Raw genomic sequence first — 15874 nt, 5'->3', positions numbered from 1 at the left:
AGCTACCCAGGAAATGCGACCCATGACCGTGTTGAAGATGTCCGACCTCGATCTGCAAGGTAAGCGCGTATTGATCCGCGAAGACCTCAACGTCCCAGTCAAGGACGGTGTTGTCACCAGCGATGCGCGTATCCTGGCCTCGCTGCCGACCATCAAGCTGGCCCTGGAAAAAGGCGCGGCCGTGATGGTCTGCTCGCACCTTGGCCGTCCGACCGAAGGCGAGTTCTCGGCCGAGAACAGCCTCAAGCCAGTCGCCGACTACCTGAGCCGCGCCCTGGGCCGCGAAGTGCCGCTGGTGGCCGACTACCTGGGCGGCGTTGACGTCAAGGCCGGCGACATCGTGCTGTTCGAAAACGTGCGCTTCAACAAAGGCGAGAAAAAGAACGCCGACGAACTGGCTCAGCAATATGCTGCCCTGTGCGACGTGTTCGTGATGGACGCCTTCGGCACCGCGCACCGTGCCGAGGGTTCGACCCACGGCGTGGCCAAGTTTGCCAAGATCGCCGCTGCCGGCCCGCTGCTGGCTGCTGAACTGGATGCACTGGGCAAGGCCCTGGGCGCTCCGGCCCAGCCAATGGCTGCCATTGTTGCCGGCTCCAAGGTGTCGACCAAACTCGACGTACTGAACAGCCTGAGCCAGATCTGCGACCAGTTGATCGTCGGCGGCGGCATTGCCAACACCTTCCTGGCCGCTGCCGGTCACCCGGTCGGCAAGTCGCTGTACGAGCCGGACCTGCTCGACACCGCTCGCGCCATCGCCGCCAAAGTCAGCGTACCGCTGCCAGTGGACGTGGTGGTTGCCAAGGAATTCGCTGACAGCGCCGCTGCAACCGTCAAGTTGATCGCTGACGTCGCTGCCGACGACATGATCCTCGACATCGGCCCGCAGACCGCCGCGAATTTTGCCGAGCTGCTGAAATCGTCGAAAACCATCCTGTGGAACGGCCCGGTTGGCGTATTCGAATTCGACCAGTTCGGTAACGGCACCAAAGTGTTGGCCCAGGCCATCGCGGACAGCGCGGCGTTCTCTATCGCTGGCGGTGGCGACACCCTGGCTGCCATCGACAAGTATGGCGTGGCCGAGCAGATCTCCTACATTTCCACCGGTGGTGGCGCGTTCCTCGAGTTCGTCGAAGGCAAGGTCCTGCCAGCCGTCGAAGTCCTGGAAAGCCGGGCCAAGGCCTGAGGGTCGCCCGTTTGACCAGGCAAGGGAGTGTTGACATGGTCAAGACGTTAGCGCTGTTGATCGTCGCGGGTTCACTGGCGGCTTGCGGGAGCAGCCCGAAAGCCACGCCGGAGCCCGAGGCGCCGGCGTCACGCAACGGCTGTTATCAGGCGGACTGGCAGGCGGAAACCAACCCGGTGCTCAACAAGCGCTCCGGGCCCGAGGGCCTGGACAAATACGAGACCCAGGCACCCGCCAAGGAACATGGCTGCCCTTGACGGGTCTGACTCTTTACTCAGGGCTGGCGGCGTGCGCCGTCAGCCGAGGGACACGGATGAAAGGTTTTATCGCCGTTACGGCGCTGGCGCTGTTGGCTGGTTGTGCTCAGCTGAACCTGTTCCAGTCGTCCGCACCTGTGGATAACTGGACCACCTGGACCTGCGACAGCCAGGCCAAAGTGCTGTGGCGTTACACCGACGACAGCCGCAAAGAAGTCGACGTGCGCCTGGGCGGTGCGGATCAGGTCTACCGTTTGAAGCAGGAACCGGGTGCGTCGGGTTCGCTGTACAGCAATGACATGCTGGCGTTTCACATAAAAGGTGAGGAAGGCCTGGTTTACTGGGTCGCCACCAATGATTTGATTGGCCGCGGTTGTAAGGCGCAATAACTGAAACACCACGGACCCCATGTGGGAGCGGGCTTGCTCGCGAAAGCGGTGGATCAGCTTGCATGAATGTCGAATGTTAAATCGCATTCGCGAGCAAGTCGAAACGTCGCACCGCCGCTCCCACAGTTGTTTTGTGTTGTGATTAAGATTGATGCAACACCAAATTCGCAGCCCGGGCTTAACCCCCGATCTGCAATAACTTGAATAGCCGCCGCCGCTCCGGCAGGCTGGCACGATTAACGACCCTCAACCGGGAGAGATACATACAATGGCACTTATCAGCATGCGCCAGATGCTGGACCACGCAGCCGAGTTCGGCTACGGCGTTCCAGCCTTCAACGTCAACAACCTTGAGCAGATGCGCGCCATCATGGAAGCCGCTGACAAGACTGACTCCCCGGTGATCGTCCAGGCTTCGGCCGGTGCTCGCAAATACGCCGGTGCACCGTTCCTGCGTCACCTGATCCTGGCAGCCATCGAAGAATTCCCGCACATTCCGGTGTGCATGCACCAGGACCACGGCACCAGCCCTGACGTCTGCCAGCGCTCCATCCAGCTGGGCTTCAGCTCGGTGATGATGGACGGCTCCCTGGGTGAAGACGGCAAGACCCCGACCGACTACGACTACAACGTCCGTGTGACCCAGCAGACCGTGGCCATGGCTCACGCCTGTGGCGTTTCGGTAGAAGGCGAGCTGGGCTGCCTGGGTTCGCTGGAAACCGGCATGGCCGGTGAAGAAGACGGCATCGGCGCCGAAGGCGTTCTGGATCACAGCCAGATGCTGACCGACCCGGAAGAAGCCGCTGACTTCGTAAAACGCACTCAGGTTGATGCCCTGGCCATCGCCATCGGCACCAGCCACGGCGCCTACAAGTTCACCAAGCCGCCTACCGGCGACGTGCTGGCGATCGACCGCATCAAGGAAATCCACAAGCGCATTCCGAACACTCACCTGGTGATGCACGGTTCGTCTTCGGTTCCGCAAGAGTGGCTGGCGATCATCAACCAGTACGGCGGCGACATCAAGGAAACCTACGGCGTACCGGTTGAAGAAATCGTCGAAGGCATCAAGCACGGCGTGCGCAAGGTCAACATCGACACCGACCTGCGCCTGGCATCCACTGGCGCAATGCGTCGCCTGATGGCCACCAACCCGAGCGAATTCGACCCGCGTAAATTCTTCGGCGCCACCGTGACCGCCATGCGCGACGTGTGCATCGCTCGCTACGAAGCCTTCGGTACTGCCGGCAACGCTTCGAAGATCAAGGCGATCTCGCTGGAAGGCATGTATCAGCGTTACCTGAAAGGTGAGTTGAACGCCAAGGTCAACTAAGCCTTTCGCGTTTGAGCCCCATAAAAAACCCGCCGAGACAGGCGGGTTTTTTATGGGCGAAGATCCATGGTCGACGCGGACAGTGTGGGAGCGGGCTTGCTCGCGAAAGCGGTGTGTCATTCAACATTAATGTCGTCTGACACTACGCCTTCGTCGGAACGCCGCCCGGAGCAAGCCCGCTCCCACAAGGTCAACAGTGCCTCGATATCAATTGTTGTGATCGATATCCAGCTTGCTGAAGGTCACTTTCCCGCCTTCAGTGGTGTACCCGGTGTTGTCCTGCACATAGACCCCGGCCTTGAAGTACAGCGGTTTGTCGCGCCAGGTTGTGCTGATTTGCGTATCCCAGTTATAGCCCGCCGCGCTGATGCCCAAGGCGCCACCGGGGCTGAGGTGAATGAGATAGTTGAACTGCTGATCGAGTTTCACCCCCGTCGCAACAATGATCACCCGACCCTCATCGTCATCCGGATGCATCCGGACCTTGGCGACGATGTTGCCGGTGGCTGTACTTGTCTTGTATTGGTATTCGACCTTCACCAGCGGTTTCTGGCTTTGATAGGCATGAATCTGGCCGATGACGATTTTCCCGGAACTGGGCACCTGGTTAACGGCCAAAGTGGCATGCAACAAGTTGTCGGCGTCCGGGTAGTACCAGTTTTTCAGTGTGCCGTTGCTGTAGGTTTCACGCAGTTCGGTGCGTGGATAAATCGCGTTTTCGGTACGGGAACCGGTCACGGGCGACCAGAAAAACAAGGTGCCGGTGTCGGAATGGAAGTATTGATCCTTGAAGCCATTCACCAGCTTGGAGGTTTCAACGGTGTACGGCGGGCTGCCGACGGGGACGCTGAGGTTCCAGGTTGCAAGATCGATCATGTCGGTTCTTCCACTTGATTCATGCTGCACGGACGTGCCAGAAGCTCTAGCCCGCACCTTCGGGGGCGGCCTTTATAAGCGTAGCGGGAGATTTTGTTAACGCCTGTCTGACGGGTGGCTGACGTCAACATCCTGTCGAAACGCCATCTTTCCCGGTTTCCATCGCCTGAACCATCGACCGTTAGTCGGTAAAAAGACACTATGATTAAATGATGGCTCACTGACACCTTCTGCTTTTGCAGAACCGGGTCTAGAGTGAAAGCACAGTATTTGTCCGGTTTTCACGAGAAACCGGTCTGACGCCCCGCAATAAGAGAAGCAGCATGGAATGCGCGCAACCCACGCCAGTAGAAGGCGGCTCAACCCTTTTAGTCGTCGACGATTACCCCGAAAACCTGATCAGCATGCGCGCGTTGTTACAGCGCCAGGACTGGCGGGTCATTACTGCCGCCTCGGGCTTCGAGGCCCTCGGCTTGTTGCTTGAACACGATATCGACCTGGTGCTGCTGGACGTGCAGATGCCGGGCATGGATGGTTATGAAGTCGCGCGCCTGATGCGCGGTAGCCAGCGGACCCGTCTCACGCCGATCATTTTCCTGACCGCCAACGAACAGTCCCTGGACGCGGTGATCAAGGGCTATGCCAGCGGTGCGGTGGATTACCTGTTCAAGCCGTTTGACCCGCAGATCTTCACGCCCAAGGTCCAGGCATTGCTCGAACACCAGCGAAATCGCCGGGCCTTGCAGCGCCTGAGTCATGATCTGGAATCCGCTCGTGCCTTTAATGCGTCGGTGCTGGATAACGCCGCCGAAGGCATTCTGGTATTGGGTGAGGACGGTCTGATTCGTTTTGCCAATCCGGCCATGTCGCGGCTGCTCAATGCCACGGTGCAGGAACTGCAAGGCAAGGAGTTTCTGGACTACCTGCAAAAACCGCATATCCCGATCTGGGCCGATTCCGAGTTGCTGGCCGGATACAAACGCGGTGAAACCCTGCGCCTGCACGATGCCCTGCTGCGTACGGCGCCCGGCCAGCAGGTGCCTGTAGCCTTGTCCTGCGCACCGTTGCCTGCCGAGCAACATGCGATGGTAGTGACCGTGCTGGACATGTCGGTGGTGCGTCATCTGCATCAGCAGCTGGAATTTCAGGCGGTCACCGATCCGCTGACCGGGTTGCTCAACCGCCGGGGTTTTTACCAGACCGTAGAGAACCTGCTGTTGCGCGGTGAGCGTTCCGACAGTGCATGGGTCTTGATGTACCTGGACCTCGACGGCTTCAAGCGCGTCAATGATTCGCTCGGGCACGATGCCGGCGATCGGGTGTTGCGTTGGGTCTCCGAACAGTTGAAGGCCTGCCTGCGACCCTTCGACATTCTGGCGCGGATGGGCGGCGACGAATTCACCGCGCTGCTGGATCTGGAGTTCCCCGAGCAGGCGGCGAAGATTGCCGAGAAGCTCATCGAGCGAGTGTCGATCTGTCAGCAGATCGACGGCCTCGATATCGCCCTGGGTGCCAGCATCGGCATCGCCACATTCCCTGATTGTGGTGCCAATCTCGACGGGATGCTGCGTGCGGCCGACATCGCCATGTACGAAGCCAAGCGTGCCGGTCGCCAGCAATATCGCTTCTACGATCACGATATGAACGGTCGGGCGCGTACGCGGTTGATGCTGGAAGAAAGTGTGCGCACAGCCATCGAGAACCGGGATTTCAATCTGGTGTATCAGCCTCAGGTTGCGATTGCCGACGGGCGGATTCGTGGCTTCGAGGCCTTGTTGCGCTGGCAGCATCCGAGCGTTGGCGATGTCCCCCCGGGGCTGTTTTTGCCGCTGCTGGAAGAGGCGCGGCTGATCAGTCGTCTGGGGAGCTGGATCTATCATCGCAGCGCCGGGCAACGCAAAGCCTGGGAATCCCTGTTTACCGAGGACCTGGTGCTCGGCGTCAGTTTGAGCAGTACGCAGTTCGGCATGCCCAACCTGGTCACTGAGTTGCGCCAGGTGCTGGAGCGTCATGGCTTGCAACCGCATCATCTGGAAGTCGAGGTCACGGAAGAGGCCTTGATGCGCAACCCCGAAGAAACCCGCAAGCAATTGCGTCTGCTGCACAATCTGGGCGTACGCGTGGCATTGGATGACTTCGGGGCCGGACCGTGTTCCCTGTCGCACTTGCGCGACCTGGAGCTGGATACCCTCAAGATCGACCGGCATCTGATCGCCCGGTTGCCGGAGTCGGTACGGGATGCGGCGCTGGTGCGCAGTGTGATCGACCTGTGCAAACAGTTCGGGATGCTGGTGATTGCCGAAGGGGTGGAAACCGTCGCGCAGTATGAATGGTTGAAGGCCAATGGCTGTGAATATGTGCAAGGCTTCCTGGTGGCCAGGCCGATGATGGCCGAAGACACCGGACGGTTTGTCCAGCCGTTTGACTGGAGCGCGTTACCCTGCTGAATTCGCTACACTGGCGACCTTTTAGTGACGTGTATTGCCGCCCCGATGACCGTGTTGAAATATCTCCAGGCCTATCCTGCTACCTTGCAGGCTCAGGTGCGCCAGCTGATCGCCGACGGTCGGCTGGGCGATTACCTGAGCCAGCGTTACCCGCAAAAGCATGGGGTGCAGAGTGACAAGGCGCTGTACACCTATGCCCTGGACCTCAAGCAGGAGTTCCTGCGTAATGCTCCGGCCATCGACAAGGTGCTGTTCGACAACCGTCTGGACCTGACCCACCGTGCCCTCGGCCTGCACACCACAATCTCCCGGGTGCAAGGCGGCAAGCTCAAGGCCAAGAAGGAAATCCGCATCGCTTCGCTGTTCAAGGAGGCGCCGTCCGAGTTCCTGAAAATGATCGTGGTGCATGAGCTGGCGCACTTCAAGGAGTCGGACCACAACAAGGCGTTCTACAAACTGTGCGAGCACATGCTGCCGGGTTATCACCAGGTGGAATTCGATGTGCGGGTGTACCTGACGTGGCGGGATTTGTAGGCGCTACCGCAGGCTGCGATCTTATAAGGAGCATTGGATGGACGTAAGCAAGACCAAGAGCAGCTTCTATCGCCGGTTGTACGTGGCGTACCTGATCGACAGCGGGCTGGCCAGCAGCGTCCCGGCGCTGACCGATGTCACCGGTATGCCCCGGCGCACGGCACAGGACACCATTGCGGCGTTGGCGGATTTGGATATCGTTTGTGAATTCGAGCAGGAAGAAGGCGCGCGCAACCATGCGGGGCGCTATCGGATTCGCGAGTGGGGTGCGATCGATCGCGGGTGGATCGAGCGTAACCTGCGGCAGATCAAGGCGGTGCTGGAGTATCCCTGAAGTCTTTCAGTGGTTTGACTGACGCCTTCGCGAGCAAGCCCGCTCCCACATTAGATCAGCAGCGAACACAGGTTTTGTGTGCGATAGATATCAAATGTGGGAGCGGGCTTGCTCCGGGCGGCGTTCCGACGAAGAGGCCCTTACGGACGGCGCATCCCTATGTGCGGAATGCCATCTTCCACATATTCCTCGCCCGTCACGACAAACCCGTACCGCCCGTAATACCCCTGCAAATGCGCCTGGGCCGAGAGGTAGATCGGCGTTTCCGGCCAGCGTTCTTCAATCTGCTTCAACGCCTGCTCCATCAACTCATGTCCAAGCCCGGCGCCTCGTGCGTGGGGAGCAATGATCACCCGACCGATCACTACGTCCCCGCCTTGCAGTTCCGGGTCGAGCAGCCGCAGGTAGGCTACAAGTTGATTGCTGTCCCAGGCCATCAAGTGGCAAGTGTCACCTTCCAGGTCCTGGCCATCCACATCTTGATAAGCGCATTGCTGCTCGACGACGAACACTTCTGCACGCAGCTGCAAAATGGCGTACAGCTGCTCCTTGCCCAGGTCGCTGTGGTGTTTGCAGATCCAGTCGACTGTCATGTTTTGATTCCCTGAAAACGTCGTTCCGATACTAAGCGCACTCACGTCAGAAGTCTTTATGGCGGAAGAATCTGTGACATAGGCCAAAATGCCATCATTCATTTCTCGCGCGGATGTCTTCTTTGTGTAATCTGGATCGAAGCGCTGTGCTGTGGCTTCGATGAGCTAATGTTTAGCACCCGGGTCTTGCCGGTACGGGGCCTTGGGGTTTTGGCTGAAAACACGCCGGGCAATCCGCCCGCTAAGGATTTTCTAGCATGCCGCGATTGCATCGAGCTTTTGCCTTGATTGGATTGCTGTTGCTGGTTCAGGGAGCGGCGGCAGAAAAACTGCGGCTGGTCGCTGATGCCTGGCCCCCCTTTACCGATTCCACGCTCGTCAACGGTGGTCTGGCCACGGACATTGTCAGTACCGCGCTCGCCAGGGCCGGCTATGCCAGTGAGTTCGAACAGGTGCCCTGGGCACGGGCCTTGATGGGATTGGGCGAGGGCCGATACGACGTGCTGGTAAACGCCTGGTACAACGACGAGCGTACAAGACTCGGCCAGTTTTCCGGCGAGTACCTGCTCAATCGCGTACGCTTTCTCAAGCGCAAAGACGTGCCCATCGAGTTCAACAACCTGCAGCAATTGCACACCTATCCGATTGCCATCGTGCGCGGTTACGCCTATTCGCCCGAGTTCGACAAGGACGACTCATTGCAGAAAGTCCCGGTGCACAGCTTCGCCATGGCAGTGCGCATGGTCGCGGCCGACCGGGTCAAACTGACGCTGGAAGATGAGTACGTTGCCCGCTACTACCTGGCCCGCGAGTCACCCAAGGTACGCAACGCCGTGGAGTTCCTGCCCAAGGCTTTGAGCGAGAACAGCCTGCACATTCTGGTCAGCCTGAAGAATCCGCAGCATGAGCAGATCGTCGCCGGTTTCGACCGCGAGATCGCGGCCATGAAGGCGGACGGGAGTTATGAAAAGTTGATGAAACAGCACGGGATGTAAGTGAGTTGATCCGGATTCTGTGTTGTTGCTGGTGGCCTCTTCGCGAGCAAGCCCGCTCCCACACCAGATTTCGTCGTTCACATAACCAATGTGGGAGCGGGCTTGCCCGCGAAGGGGCCCGCCCAGACACCACAAGTCTCAATCTTCGCTGGTGTCCTTGATCAGATGCGCCGCCAATGTCCGCAACGGTCCGAGCTGACGGCAAATCAGTGCCAGTTGCGTCTGCACCAGCCGCTGGCCTTCATCGATTTCATCAGGCATCTGTTCCAGTTCATTGGCCAGTGCTTCCTCTTCATCGCTCTGAATCGCGATCGAAGACTTGCTCGCCAGCCCTTGGGCGATCTCGTCGATGCTGGCGGCCAGTTTCACCCCGGCGCCCTCGATCAAGTGCTCATGCACGCCCGCCGGAAGTTGGGTTTCACGGTGCGCGCCCAGGCCCGACAGGTAACTGAGTAGCGTGTGCGACAGCACCAGGAAGCGAAAGCCCACATCCGCCTCCTTTCGGAAATGCCCGGGCTCCATCAGCATGTTGGCCAGTGTGGTCGACAGCGCCGCGTCGGCGTTGTGCGCGTTGCGGCGGGCCAGGCGGTAGGCCAGGTCGTCGCTTTTGCCCGCCGCGTATTGCTGCATGATCTGGCGCAGGTAAATGCTGTTGCAGGCCAGGGTGTTGGCCAGCACTTTGTTCAGGCGCCGCCCCTGCCAGTCCGGCAGGAACAGAAACACCGCCAACCCGGCGATCAGGCTGCCGAGCAAGGTATCGAACAACCGTGGCAGGAACAGCCCGTAACCGTCACCCACCTGGTTGAAGCAGAACAGCACCATCAAGGTGATTGCTGCCGTCGCCAGGGTGTAGCGGGTGGTGCGGTTGGTAAAGAACACCACCCCGGCGGCAATGGCGAAACACGACTGGATCAGCGGGTTCGGGAACAGGTCGAACAGCGCCCAGGCCAGGGTCAGGCCGATGGCGGTGCCGATGATCCGTTGACCGAGTTTGCGGCGGGTGGCGCCGTAGTTCGGTTGGCAGACGAACAGCGTAGTGAGGATGATCCAGTAGCCTTGGGACGGGTGAATCAAATGCACCATGGCGTAGCCGATGCTCAGTGCCAGGGGCAATCGCAGGGCATGGCGGAACAGCAGCGAGGTCGGCGTCAGCTGCGTGCGCAAACGAAGCCAGACGTCCTTGAGGTTGCGCGGTGAACGGTCAAGCAGGCTGCTGTCGGTGGCGTCGGCCAGGGCGTCAGGGTTACTGGCATCGCTGAGCAAGCGGTCGAGGGTGCCGAGGTTGGCCGCCAGTGCCCGCAGTGAGCGCAGCAAGCCGCGCCAGGCCGGGTTGCTCTGGATGCGCAGGTGTTCGAGGGAGGCATCCAGGTCGCTCAGGGCTTCGGCGAAACCGGCGTCATAGGTGAACGGCTGGCGCATCTGGATCGATTCGGCCAGGGCCCGGCAGGCTTTGCCTTGCTGGCGCAACAGGCGCTGGCAGCGGAACATCACGTCACTGTGGAAGAAGGCCTCGGCCAGGGCGTTGTAAGGGTAGTGCGAAGAGCTGGCACGTTCGTGGATGTCTTGGGCGAGGAAGTACAGTTTCAGGTAGCGGCTGACTTTCGACCCAGGTCGACCGTTACCGACCCGGTGCAGGATGATCTCCTTGGCGGCATTCAGTGCCGCCACCACCCGGCCGTTCTGCTGGGCCAGTTCCAGGCGCCGCGCCTCCACGTCCATCTGCCGGACCGGCTCGAACAGCGAGGATTTCAACTTCAGGTAAAAGCCCAGTTCGCGGAACAACCGCGCCAGGCTCTGTTGTACCGGCTGATTGGAAAACAGCGCCTGCCACAACACCGAGAGCAGGCCGTACCAGGCAGCGCCGGCCACCAGCAGCACCGGCTCATGCCAGACATCGGTGACCGCACCGCCACGCTGGTCCACGCCGATCATGGTGTAGACCGACAGAATCAACGTCGCCGAGGCAATCGCGCCATAGCGCTCGCCGAGGGCGCCGAGCATGGTCAGGCAGAACGCGGCGAGGGCGAAGGCGATGATAAACAGTGAGGGATAGGGGAAGAGCAGTTCGACAGACAGGGCGGCAACGGCGAAACACACCAGCGTCACGGCCAGCGCGTTGAGACGGCCCTGCCAGCTGTCGTCGGTTTCGGCCAGGGCGCTGGCGATAATCCCCAGGAACAACGGGATCAGCAGGCCCATTTCGTCCTGATACCAACACAGCGCCATGGTGCCGGTCAGGGCAATGAATACCCGCACGCTGTAGCTGAACTTATCCAGCGCCCAAAGGCGGCGCAGAGACTGGCGGAATGAAGTCGATGACATGAAATGCGAAGGCCTTCCGAGGCAATGACGCTAAATTGAGCCACTAATGACGCCGACGCAATGGCGCCGATCACATCAGACAGCAAAATCTGTTCCTTTACCGAACAACATAAAACAAATGTGGGAGCGGCGGTGCGACGATTCGACTTGCTCGCGAAGAGGTCAGTACATTCAACATAGATGTTGACTGTCAGTCCGCTTTCGCGAGCAAGCCCGCTCCCACATGTTGTTATGTGTACGGTCAGACGTATTGCGCAGCCGCGTACCCTGACGCCCAGGCCCACTGAAAGTTGAACCCGCCCAGATGTCCGGTCACGTCGAGCACTTCGCCGATGAAATACAGCCCCGGGCTTTTCAGCGATTCCATGGTCTTGGACGACACTTCATTGGTATTGACGCCGCCCAGGGTCACCTCGGCGGTGCGATAGCCTTCGGTGCCCGCCGGCACGACTTTCCAACTCGCCAGTTTTTCCGCGACATCGGCCAGTTCGGCGTGGGTGTACTGCTTCATCGGTTTGGAGACAAACCAGTTGTCCGCCAGCAGGTTGGCCATCTTCTTGGTGAAAATTTCCCCGAGCAGGGTTTTCAACTCGCTGTTGGGGCGTTCGGCCTGTTGCTGTTGCAGCCACTCCGGCACGTCGTGATCCGGCAGCAGGTTGATCTCGACGGTATCGCCGGACTCCCAGAACGACGAAATCTGCAAAATCGCCGGGCCGCTGAGGCCGCGGTGGGTGAACAGGATGTTCTCGCGGAAGCTCTGGTCGTTGCAGCTCACCAGGCAATCCACCGACGTACCGGATAACTCTGTGCACAAAGCCTTGAGCTGGTCGGTGATGGTGAACGGCACCAGGCCTGCGCGGGTCGGCAGCAGCTCGTGGCCAAACTGCCTGGCCACCTGATAGCCGAAACCGGTGGCGCCCAGGGTCGGGATCGACAGACCACCAGTGGCGATCACTAGCGATTCGCAGGTAATCTGGCCCATTGTGGTGTCCAGCAGGTAGCCCTTCTCAAGCCTCTCGATGGTCTGGATCGAGGTGTCCAGGTGCAGGCTGACGCCGACCTGATCGCACTCGTTGAGGAGCATTTCGAGGATGTCGCTGGACTTGTTATCGCAGAACAACTGGCCGAGTTTTTTCTCGTGGTACGGCACGCCATGCTTGGCCACCATACCGATGAAATCCCATTGGGTGTAACGGGCCAGGGCGGATTTGCAGAAGTGCGCATTCTGCGAGAGGAAGTTGCCCGGCTCGGTGTACATGTTGGTGAAATTGCAGCGGCCACCGCCCGACATCAGGATTTTCTTGCCGGCCTTGTTGGCATGGTCAAGCAGCAACACCTCGCGCCCGCGCCCGGCGGCGGTCAGTGCACACATCAACCCTGCGGCGCCAGCGCCAATGATCACGACTTCGGTAGAGCGCAAAACGGTGTCCTCTAAATGTCTCACCACAAAACAGACCTGTAGGAGCGAGCATGCTCGCGATGGTCGTCAACGATAACGCTGGCTGTCTGATGCCCAGCGGTGTTTCATCGTCCATCGCGAGCATGCTCGCTCCTACAGGGGGGGCGTGTTGTTACAGGATGCGCACGCGCAACGAACGGCCCTTGATCTTGCCGTCGTTCAGGCGCTGCAAGGCCTGCTTGGCGACGCCGCGCTCCACGGCCACGTAGGCCTGGAAGTCGAAAATCGCGATCTTGCCGACCTGGGCACCGGGGATGCCGGCGTCACCGGTCAGTGCGCCAAGAATGTCGCCCGGACGAACCTTGTCCTTACGGCCGGCAGCGATGCACAGGGTGCTCATCTGCGGCAGCAGCGGGCCGCCGCCCTTGGAGGTGAGGTTGTCCACCTGATCCCAGGTCAACGGCGTCTTCTGCAGTTGTTCAATGGCTTGTGCACGCTGCGCTTCGGACGGCGCGACCAGGCTGATGGCCAGGCCTTTCTCGCCGGCACGACCGGTACGGCCCACGCGGTGGATGTGGATTTCCGAATCACGGGCCAGCTCAACGTTGATCACCATGTCCAGCGAGTCGATGTCGAGGCCGCGGGCGGCGACGTCGGTGGCGACCAGTACCGAAGTACTGCGGTTGGCGAACATCGCCAGCACCTGGTCGCGGTCACGCTGTTCCAGATCGCCGTGCAGGCCAACGGCGGAAATGCCTTTGGCGGTCAGGTGATCGACGGTTTCCTGAACCTGTTGCTTGGTGAAGCAGAAGGCCACGCAGGACGCCGGGCGGAAGTGACCAAGCACCTTGGTCACCGCACTCATGCGGTCATCCGGGGAAATTTCGTAGAAGCGTTGCTCGATCTGCGTGTCGTCGTGGAACGCTTCGGCCTTGACCTGCTGCGGATTGCGCATGAACTTCGAGGCCAGCTGCTTGATGCCGACCGGGTAGGTGGCAGAGAACAGCAGGGTCTGGCGACGCTCCGGGGCCTGCATGATGATTTCTTCGATGGAGTCGTAGAAACCCATGTCGAGCATGCGGTCGGCTTCGTCGAGGATCAGCGTGTTGAGGCCGTGAAGCACCAGCGAACCCTTGCGCAGGTGCTGCTGGATGCGCCCCGGGGTGCCGACGATGATGTGCGCGCCGTGTTCCAGCGAAGCGATCTGCGGGCCGAGGGACACGCCGCCGCACAGGGTCAGGACCTTGATGTTGTCTTCGGCACGGGCCAGGCGACGGATTTCCTTGGCGACCTGGTCAGCCAGTTCGCGGGTCGGGCACAGGATCAGCGCCTGGCAACCGAAGTAGCGCGGATTGATCGGGTTCAGCAGGCCGATGCCGAACGCGGCGGTCTTGCCGCTGCCGGTCTTGGCCTGGGCGATCAGGTCCATCCCCTTGAGGATCACCGGCAAGCTTTGCGCCTGGATCGGCGTCATCTGGGCATAACCGAGGGAGTCCAGGTTAGCCAGCATGGCGGCGGACAGCGGCAAAGTATTAAATTCGGTGGCGATGGTGGTCACGGGACTGGCCTGCAAAACAAAATGTCGCGCAGTGTACCAGTCCGATGGCCATTCGCCCTAAGGCTCTATGTGTTCTTCCGGACGTTTGACTCGCCGTCCGTCATTCTTTGACAGTTGCGAGAAGATAGTCGCGGCCAGCATGGCCATGATTCCGACGGTCACAAATGTCAGCTGGAAGGCTCCCAGGACCGTGTCTACCCCGTCGTTGCCAATCTCCGCCGTAAAGCCACCGAGCAGCGCGCCCGCACACGCAACCCCCAGGCTCAGGGACAATTGCGCGACCACCGACAGCAGGCTGTTGCCGCTGCTGGCGCTGGCATCGTCGAGGTCGATCAGGGTCACGGTGTTCATCGCGGTGAACTGCAAGGAGTTGATCGCGCCAAGGATCGCCAGCAGGCATAGCAGCAGCCAGTACGGCGTCTGCTCGCTGACCAGGCCCATGGTGGCCAGCATGATCCCCAGCGCCAGGGTGTTGCCGGTGAGCACGATGCGGTAGCCCAGACGCTCGATCAGTGGCCGCGCGACCCACTTGGCGATCATCGCCGCCGCCGCCAGCGGCAGCATGCTCATCCCGGCCTGGGACGGCGAGTAACCCAGCGCCACTTGCAGCAACAACGGCACCAGAAAGGGCAGGGCGCCGCTGCCGAGGCGGGCGAACAGGTTGCCGAGAATGCCCACGGCAAAGGTCCGGGTCTTGAACAGCGACGGCGCAAACAGCGGATTCTCGACATGCCCGGCGCGCAGCCAGTATGCCGCCAGGCAAGCCATGCCGCCGAACAGCAGCAACATCACCCGCAGGTGCGGCAGGTGCAACTCGCCCAGGCCTTCCATGGCGATGGTGATCAGGATCATCGCCGCGCCGAACAACACAAAGCCCAGGCTATCGAAACGGGTGCGCTCGGTACCGCGCAGGTCCGGGATGAATTTCCACACGGCGTAGCAACCGACCACACCCACCGGCAGGTTGATCAGGAAGATCCAGTGCCAGGTCAGGTATTGCACCATCCAGCCGCCCATGGTCGGGCCGATCAACGGGCCGAGCAGTCCGGGAATGGTGATGAAGCCCATGATCCGCACCAGCTCCGAGCGCGGGTAGGCACGCAACACCACCAGCCGCCCGACCGGTAGCATCAACGCGCCACCCAGGCCCTGGATCACCCGGGCACCGATCAACAGGCTCAAGCTGGTCGACAGCGCGCAGAGCAACGAGCCAAGGCTGAACAGCAGGATCGCGCCGAAGAAGATTTTCCGGGTGCCGAAGCGATCGGCAATCCAGCCTGAAGCGGGAATCAGCAAGGCGACCGTGAGCATGTAGGCGATGATCACACCCTGCATGCGCAATGGGTCTTCGGCCAAGTCGCGGGCCATGGCCGGCAGGGCAGTGTTGAGAATCGTCCCGTCGAGGGACTGCATGAAAAACGCGATGGCGACGACCCACGGCACCCAGCGGGCGGTGACGGCGTCGAGAGGCGGGCGGTTGGGCATGGGACCTCTTGTGGATTGGAGTTCTGAGTGCAAAGTCATTGTCGGTCGCACTCACTGTGGGAGCGGGCTTGCTCGCGAAAGCGGTGGGTCAGTCAACATTGATGTCGAATGTTATGGCCCCTTCGCGAGCAAGCCCGCTCCCACAGGGGCCTCTGTGTTTCGTGGA

Annotated in this window: 14 protein-coding genes; 8 read left to right on the top strand and 6 right to left on the bottom strand. The window is 60.5% G+C overall.

Going from position 1 to position 15874, the window contains the following annotated elements:
* The first annotated feature begins 22 nt into the window (after window positions 1-22).
* From AC06G5_RS28225 to fba, 4 genes are all read left to right on the top strand, one after another.
* Window positions 23-1186, top strand: a complete 1164-nt coding sequence (locus tag AC06G5_RS28225) for a phosphoglycerate kinase (protein ID WP_413426378.1) — start codon at window positions 23-25, stop codon at window positions 1184-1186.
* A 35-nt stretch (window positions 1187-1221) separates the two neighbouring features.
* On the top strand, window positions 1222-1443 hold the full coding sequence (locus AC06G5_RS28220; protein ID WP_008019897.1) for a hypothetical protein: 222 nt from the start codon (window positions 1222-1224) through the stop codon (window positions 1441-1443).
* A gap of 56 nt (window positions 1444-1499) precedes the next feature.
* Window positions 1500-1832 carry an MliC family protein gene (locus tag AC06G5_RS28215; RefSeq protein WP_413426380.1) on the top strand — a complete coding sequence of 111 codons (333 nt, stop codon included), beginning with the start codon at window positions 1500-1502 and terminating at the stop codon, window positions 1830-1832.
* Window positions 1833-2100: 268 nt separating this feature from the next.
* Window positions 2101-3165 carry a class II fructose-bisphosphate aldolase gene (fba, locus tag AC06G5_RS28210; protein ID WP_007981624.1) on the top strand — a complete coding sequence of 355 codons (1065 nt, stop codon included), beginning with the start codon at window positions 2101-2103 and terminating at the stop codon, window positions 3163-3165.
* Window positions 3166-3372: 207 nt separating this feature from the next.
* Here the strand turns inward: fba and AC06G5_RS28205 are convergent, their stop codons facing one another.
* A complete protein-coding gene (locus tag AC06G5_RS28205; protein ID WP_413426383.1) occupies window positions 3373-4041 on the bottom strand; it encodes a polysaccharide lyase family 7 protein in 669 nt (222 codons plus the stop codon).
* Window positions 4042-4364: 323 nt separating this feature from the next.
* Between AC06G5_RS28205 and AC06G5_RS28200 the strand changes: the two genes are divergently transcribed.
* The 3 genes from AC06G5_RS28200 to AC06G5_RS28190 are packed head-to-tail and all read left to right on the top strand — an operon-like array spanning window position 4365 to window position 7356.
* A complete protein-coding gene (locus AC06G5_RS28200) occupies window positions 4365-6488 on the top strand; it encodes a putative bifunctional diguanylate cyclase/phosphodiesterase (RefSeq protein WP_413426385.1) in 2124 nt (707 codons plus the stop codon).
* A 45-nt stretch (window positions 6489-6533) separates the two neighbouring features.
* Window positions 6534-7022, top strand: a complete 489-nt coding sequence (locus AC06G5_RS28195) for a M48 metallopeptidase family protein (protein WP_413426387.1) — start codon at window positions 6534-6536, stop codon at window positions 7020-7022.
* 37 nt (window positions 7023-7059) lie between these two features.
* A complete protein-coding gene (locus tag AC06G5_RS28190) occupies window positions 7060-7356 on the top strand; it encodes a winged helix-turn-helix domain-containing protein (RefSeq protein ID WP_008033286.1) in 297 nt (98 codons plus the stop codon).
* 140 nt (window positions 7357-7496) lie between these two features.
* Here the strand turns inward: AC06G5_RS28190 and AC06G5_RS28185 are convergent, their stop codons facing one another.
* Window positions 7497-7949, bottom strand: a complete 453-nt coding sequence (locus AC06G5_RS28185; RefSeq protein WP_413426389.1) for a GNAT family N-acetyltransferase — start codon at window positions 7947-7949, stop codon at window positions 7497-7499.
* Window positions 7950-8206: 257 nt separating this feature from the next.
* Here AC06G5_RS28185 and AC06G5_RS28180 point away from each other — a divergent pair, with 257 nt between their 5' ends.
* A complete protein-coding gene (locus tag AC06G5_RS28180) occupies window positions 8207-8944 on the top strand; it encodes a substrate-binding periplasmic protein (protein ID WP_413426391.1) in 738 nt (245 codons plus the stop codon).
* A 138-nt stretch (window positions 8945-9082) separates the two neighbouring features.
* Here AC06G5_RS28180 and yccS read toward each other — a convergent pair whose 3' ends face one another.
* The 4 genes from yccS to mdtD all read right to left on the bottom strand — a co-directional run bounded on the left by yccS (window position 9083) and on the right by mdtD (window position 15708).
* Window positions 9083-11266, bottom strand: a complete 2184-nt coding sequence (yccS, locus tag AC06G5_RS28175) for a YccS family putative transporter (RefSeq protein ID WP_413426393.1) — start codon at window positions 11264-11266, stop codon at window positions 9083-9085.
* Window positions 11267-11507: 241 nt separating this feature from the next.
* Window positions 11508-12686, bottom strand: coding sequence for a BaiN/RdsA family NAD(P)/FAD-dependent oxidoreductase (locus tag AC06G5_RS28170; RefSeq protein WP_413426395.1), 1179 nt, complete (start codon window positions 12684-12686; stop codon window positions 11508-11510).
* 151 nt (window positions 12687-12837) lie between these two features.
* The gene (gene dbpA, locus AC06G5_RS28165) at window positions 12838-14175 is read right to left on the bottom strand and encodes an ATP-dependent RNA helicase DbpA (protein WP_230853210.1); all 1338 of its coding nucleotides are present in this window, start codon (window positions 14173-14175) and stop codon (window positions 12838-12840) included.
* A gap of 105 nt (window positions 14176-14280) precedes the next feature.
* Window positions 14281-15708 carry a multidrug transporter subunit MdtD gene (mdtD, locus tag AC06G5_RS28160; RefSeq protein ID WP_480458617.1) on the bottom strand — a complete coding sequence of 476 codons (1428 nt, stop codon included), beginning with the start codon at window positions 15706-15708 and terminating at the stop codon, window positions 14281-14283.
* Between the last annotated feature and the right edge of the window lie 166 nt (window positions 15709-15874).

This window comes from Pseudomonas sp. WT-JTC, from assembly GCF_056711565.1.
The sequence above is the reverse complement of the archived record's forward strand: the minus strand, read 5'-3'. Positions and strand labels throughout refer to the sequence as shown.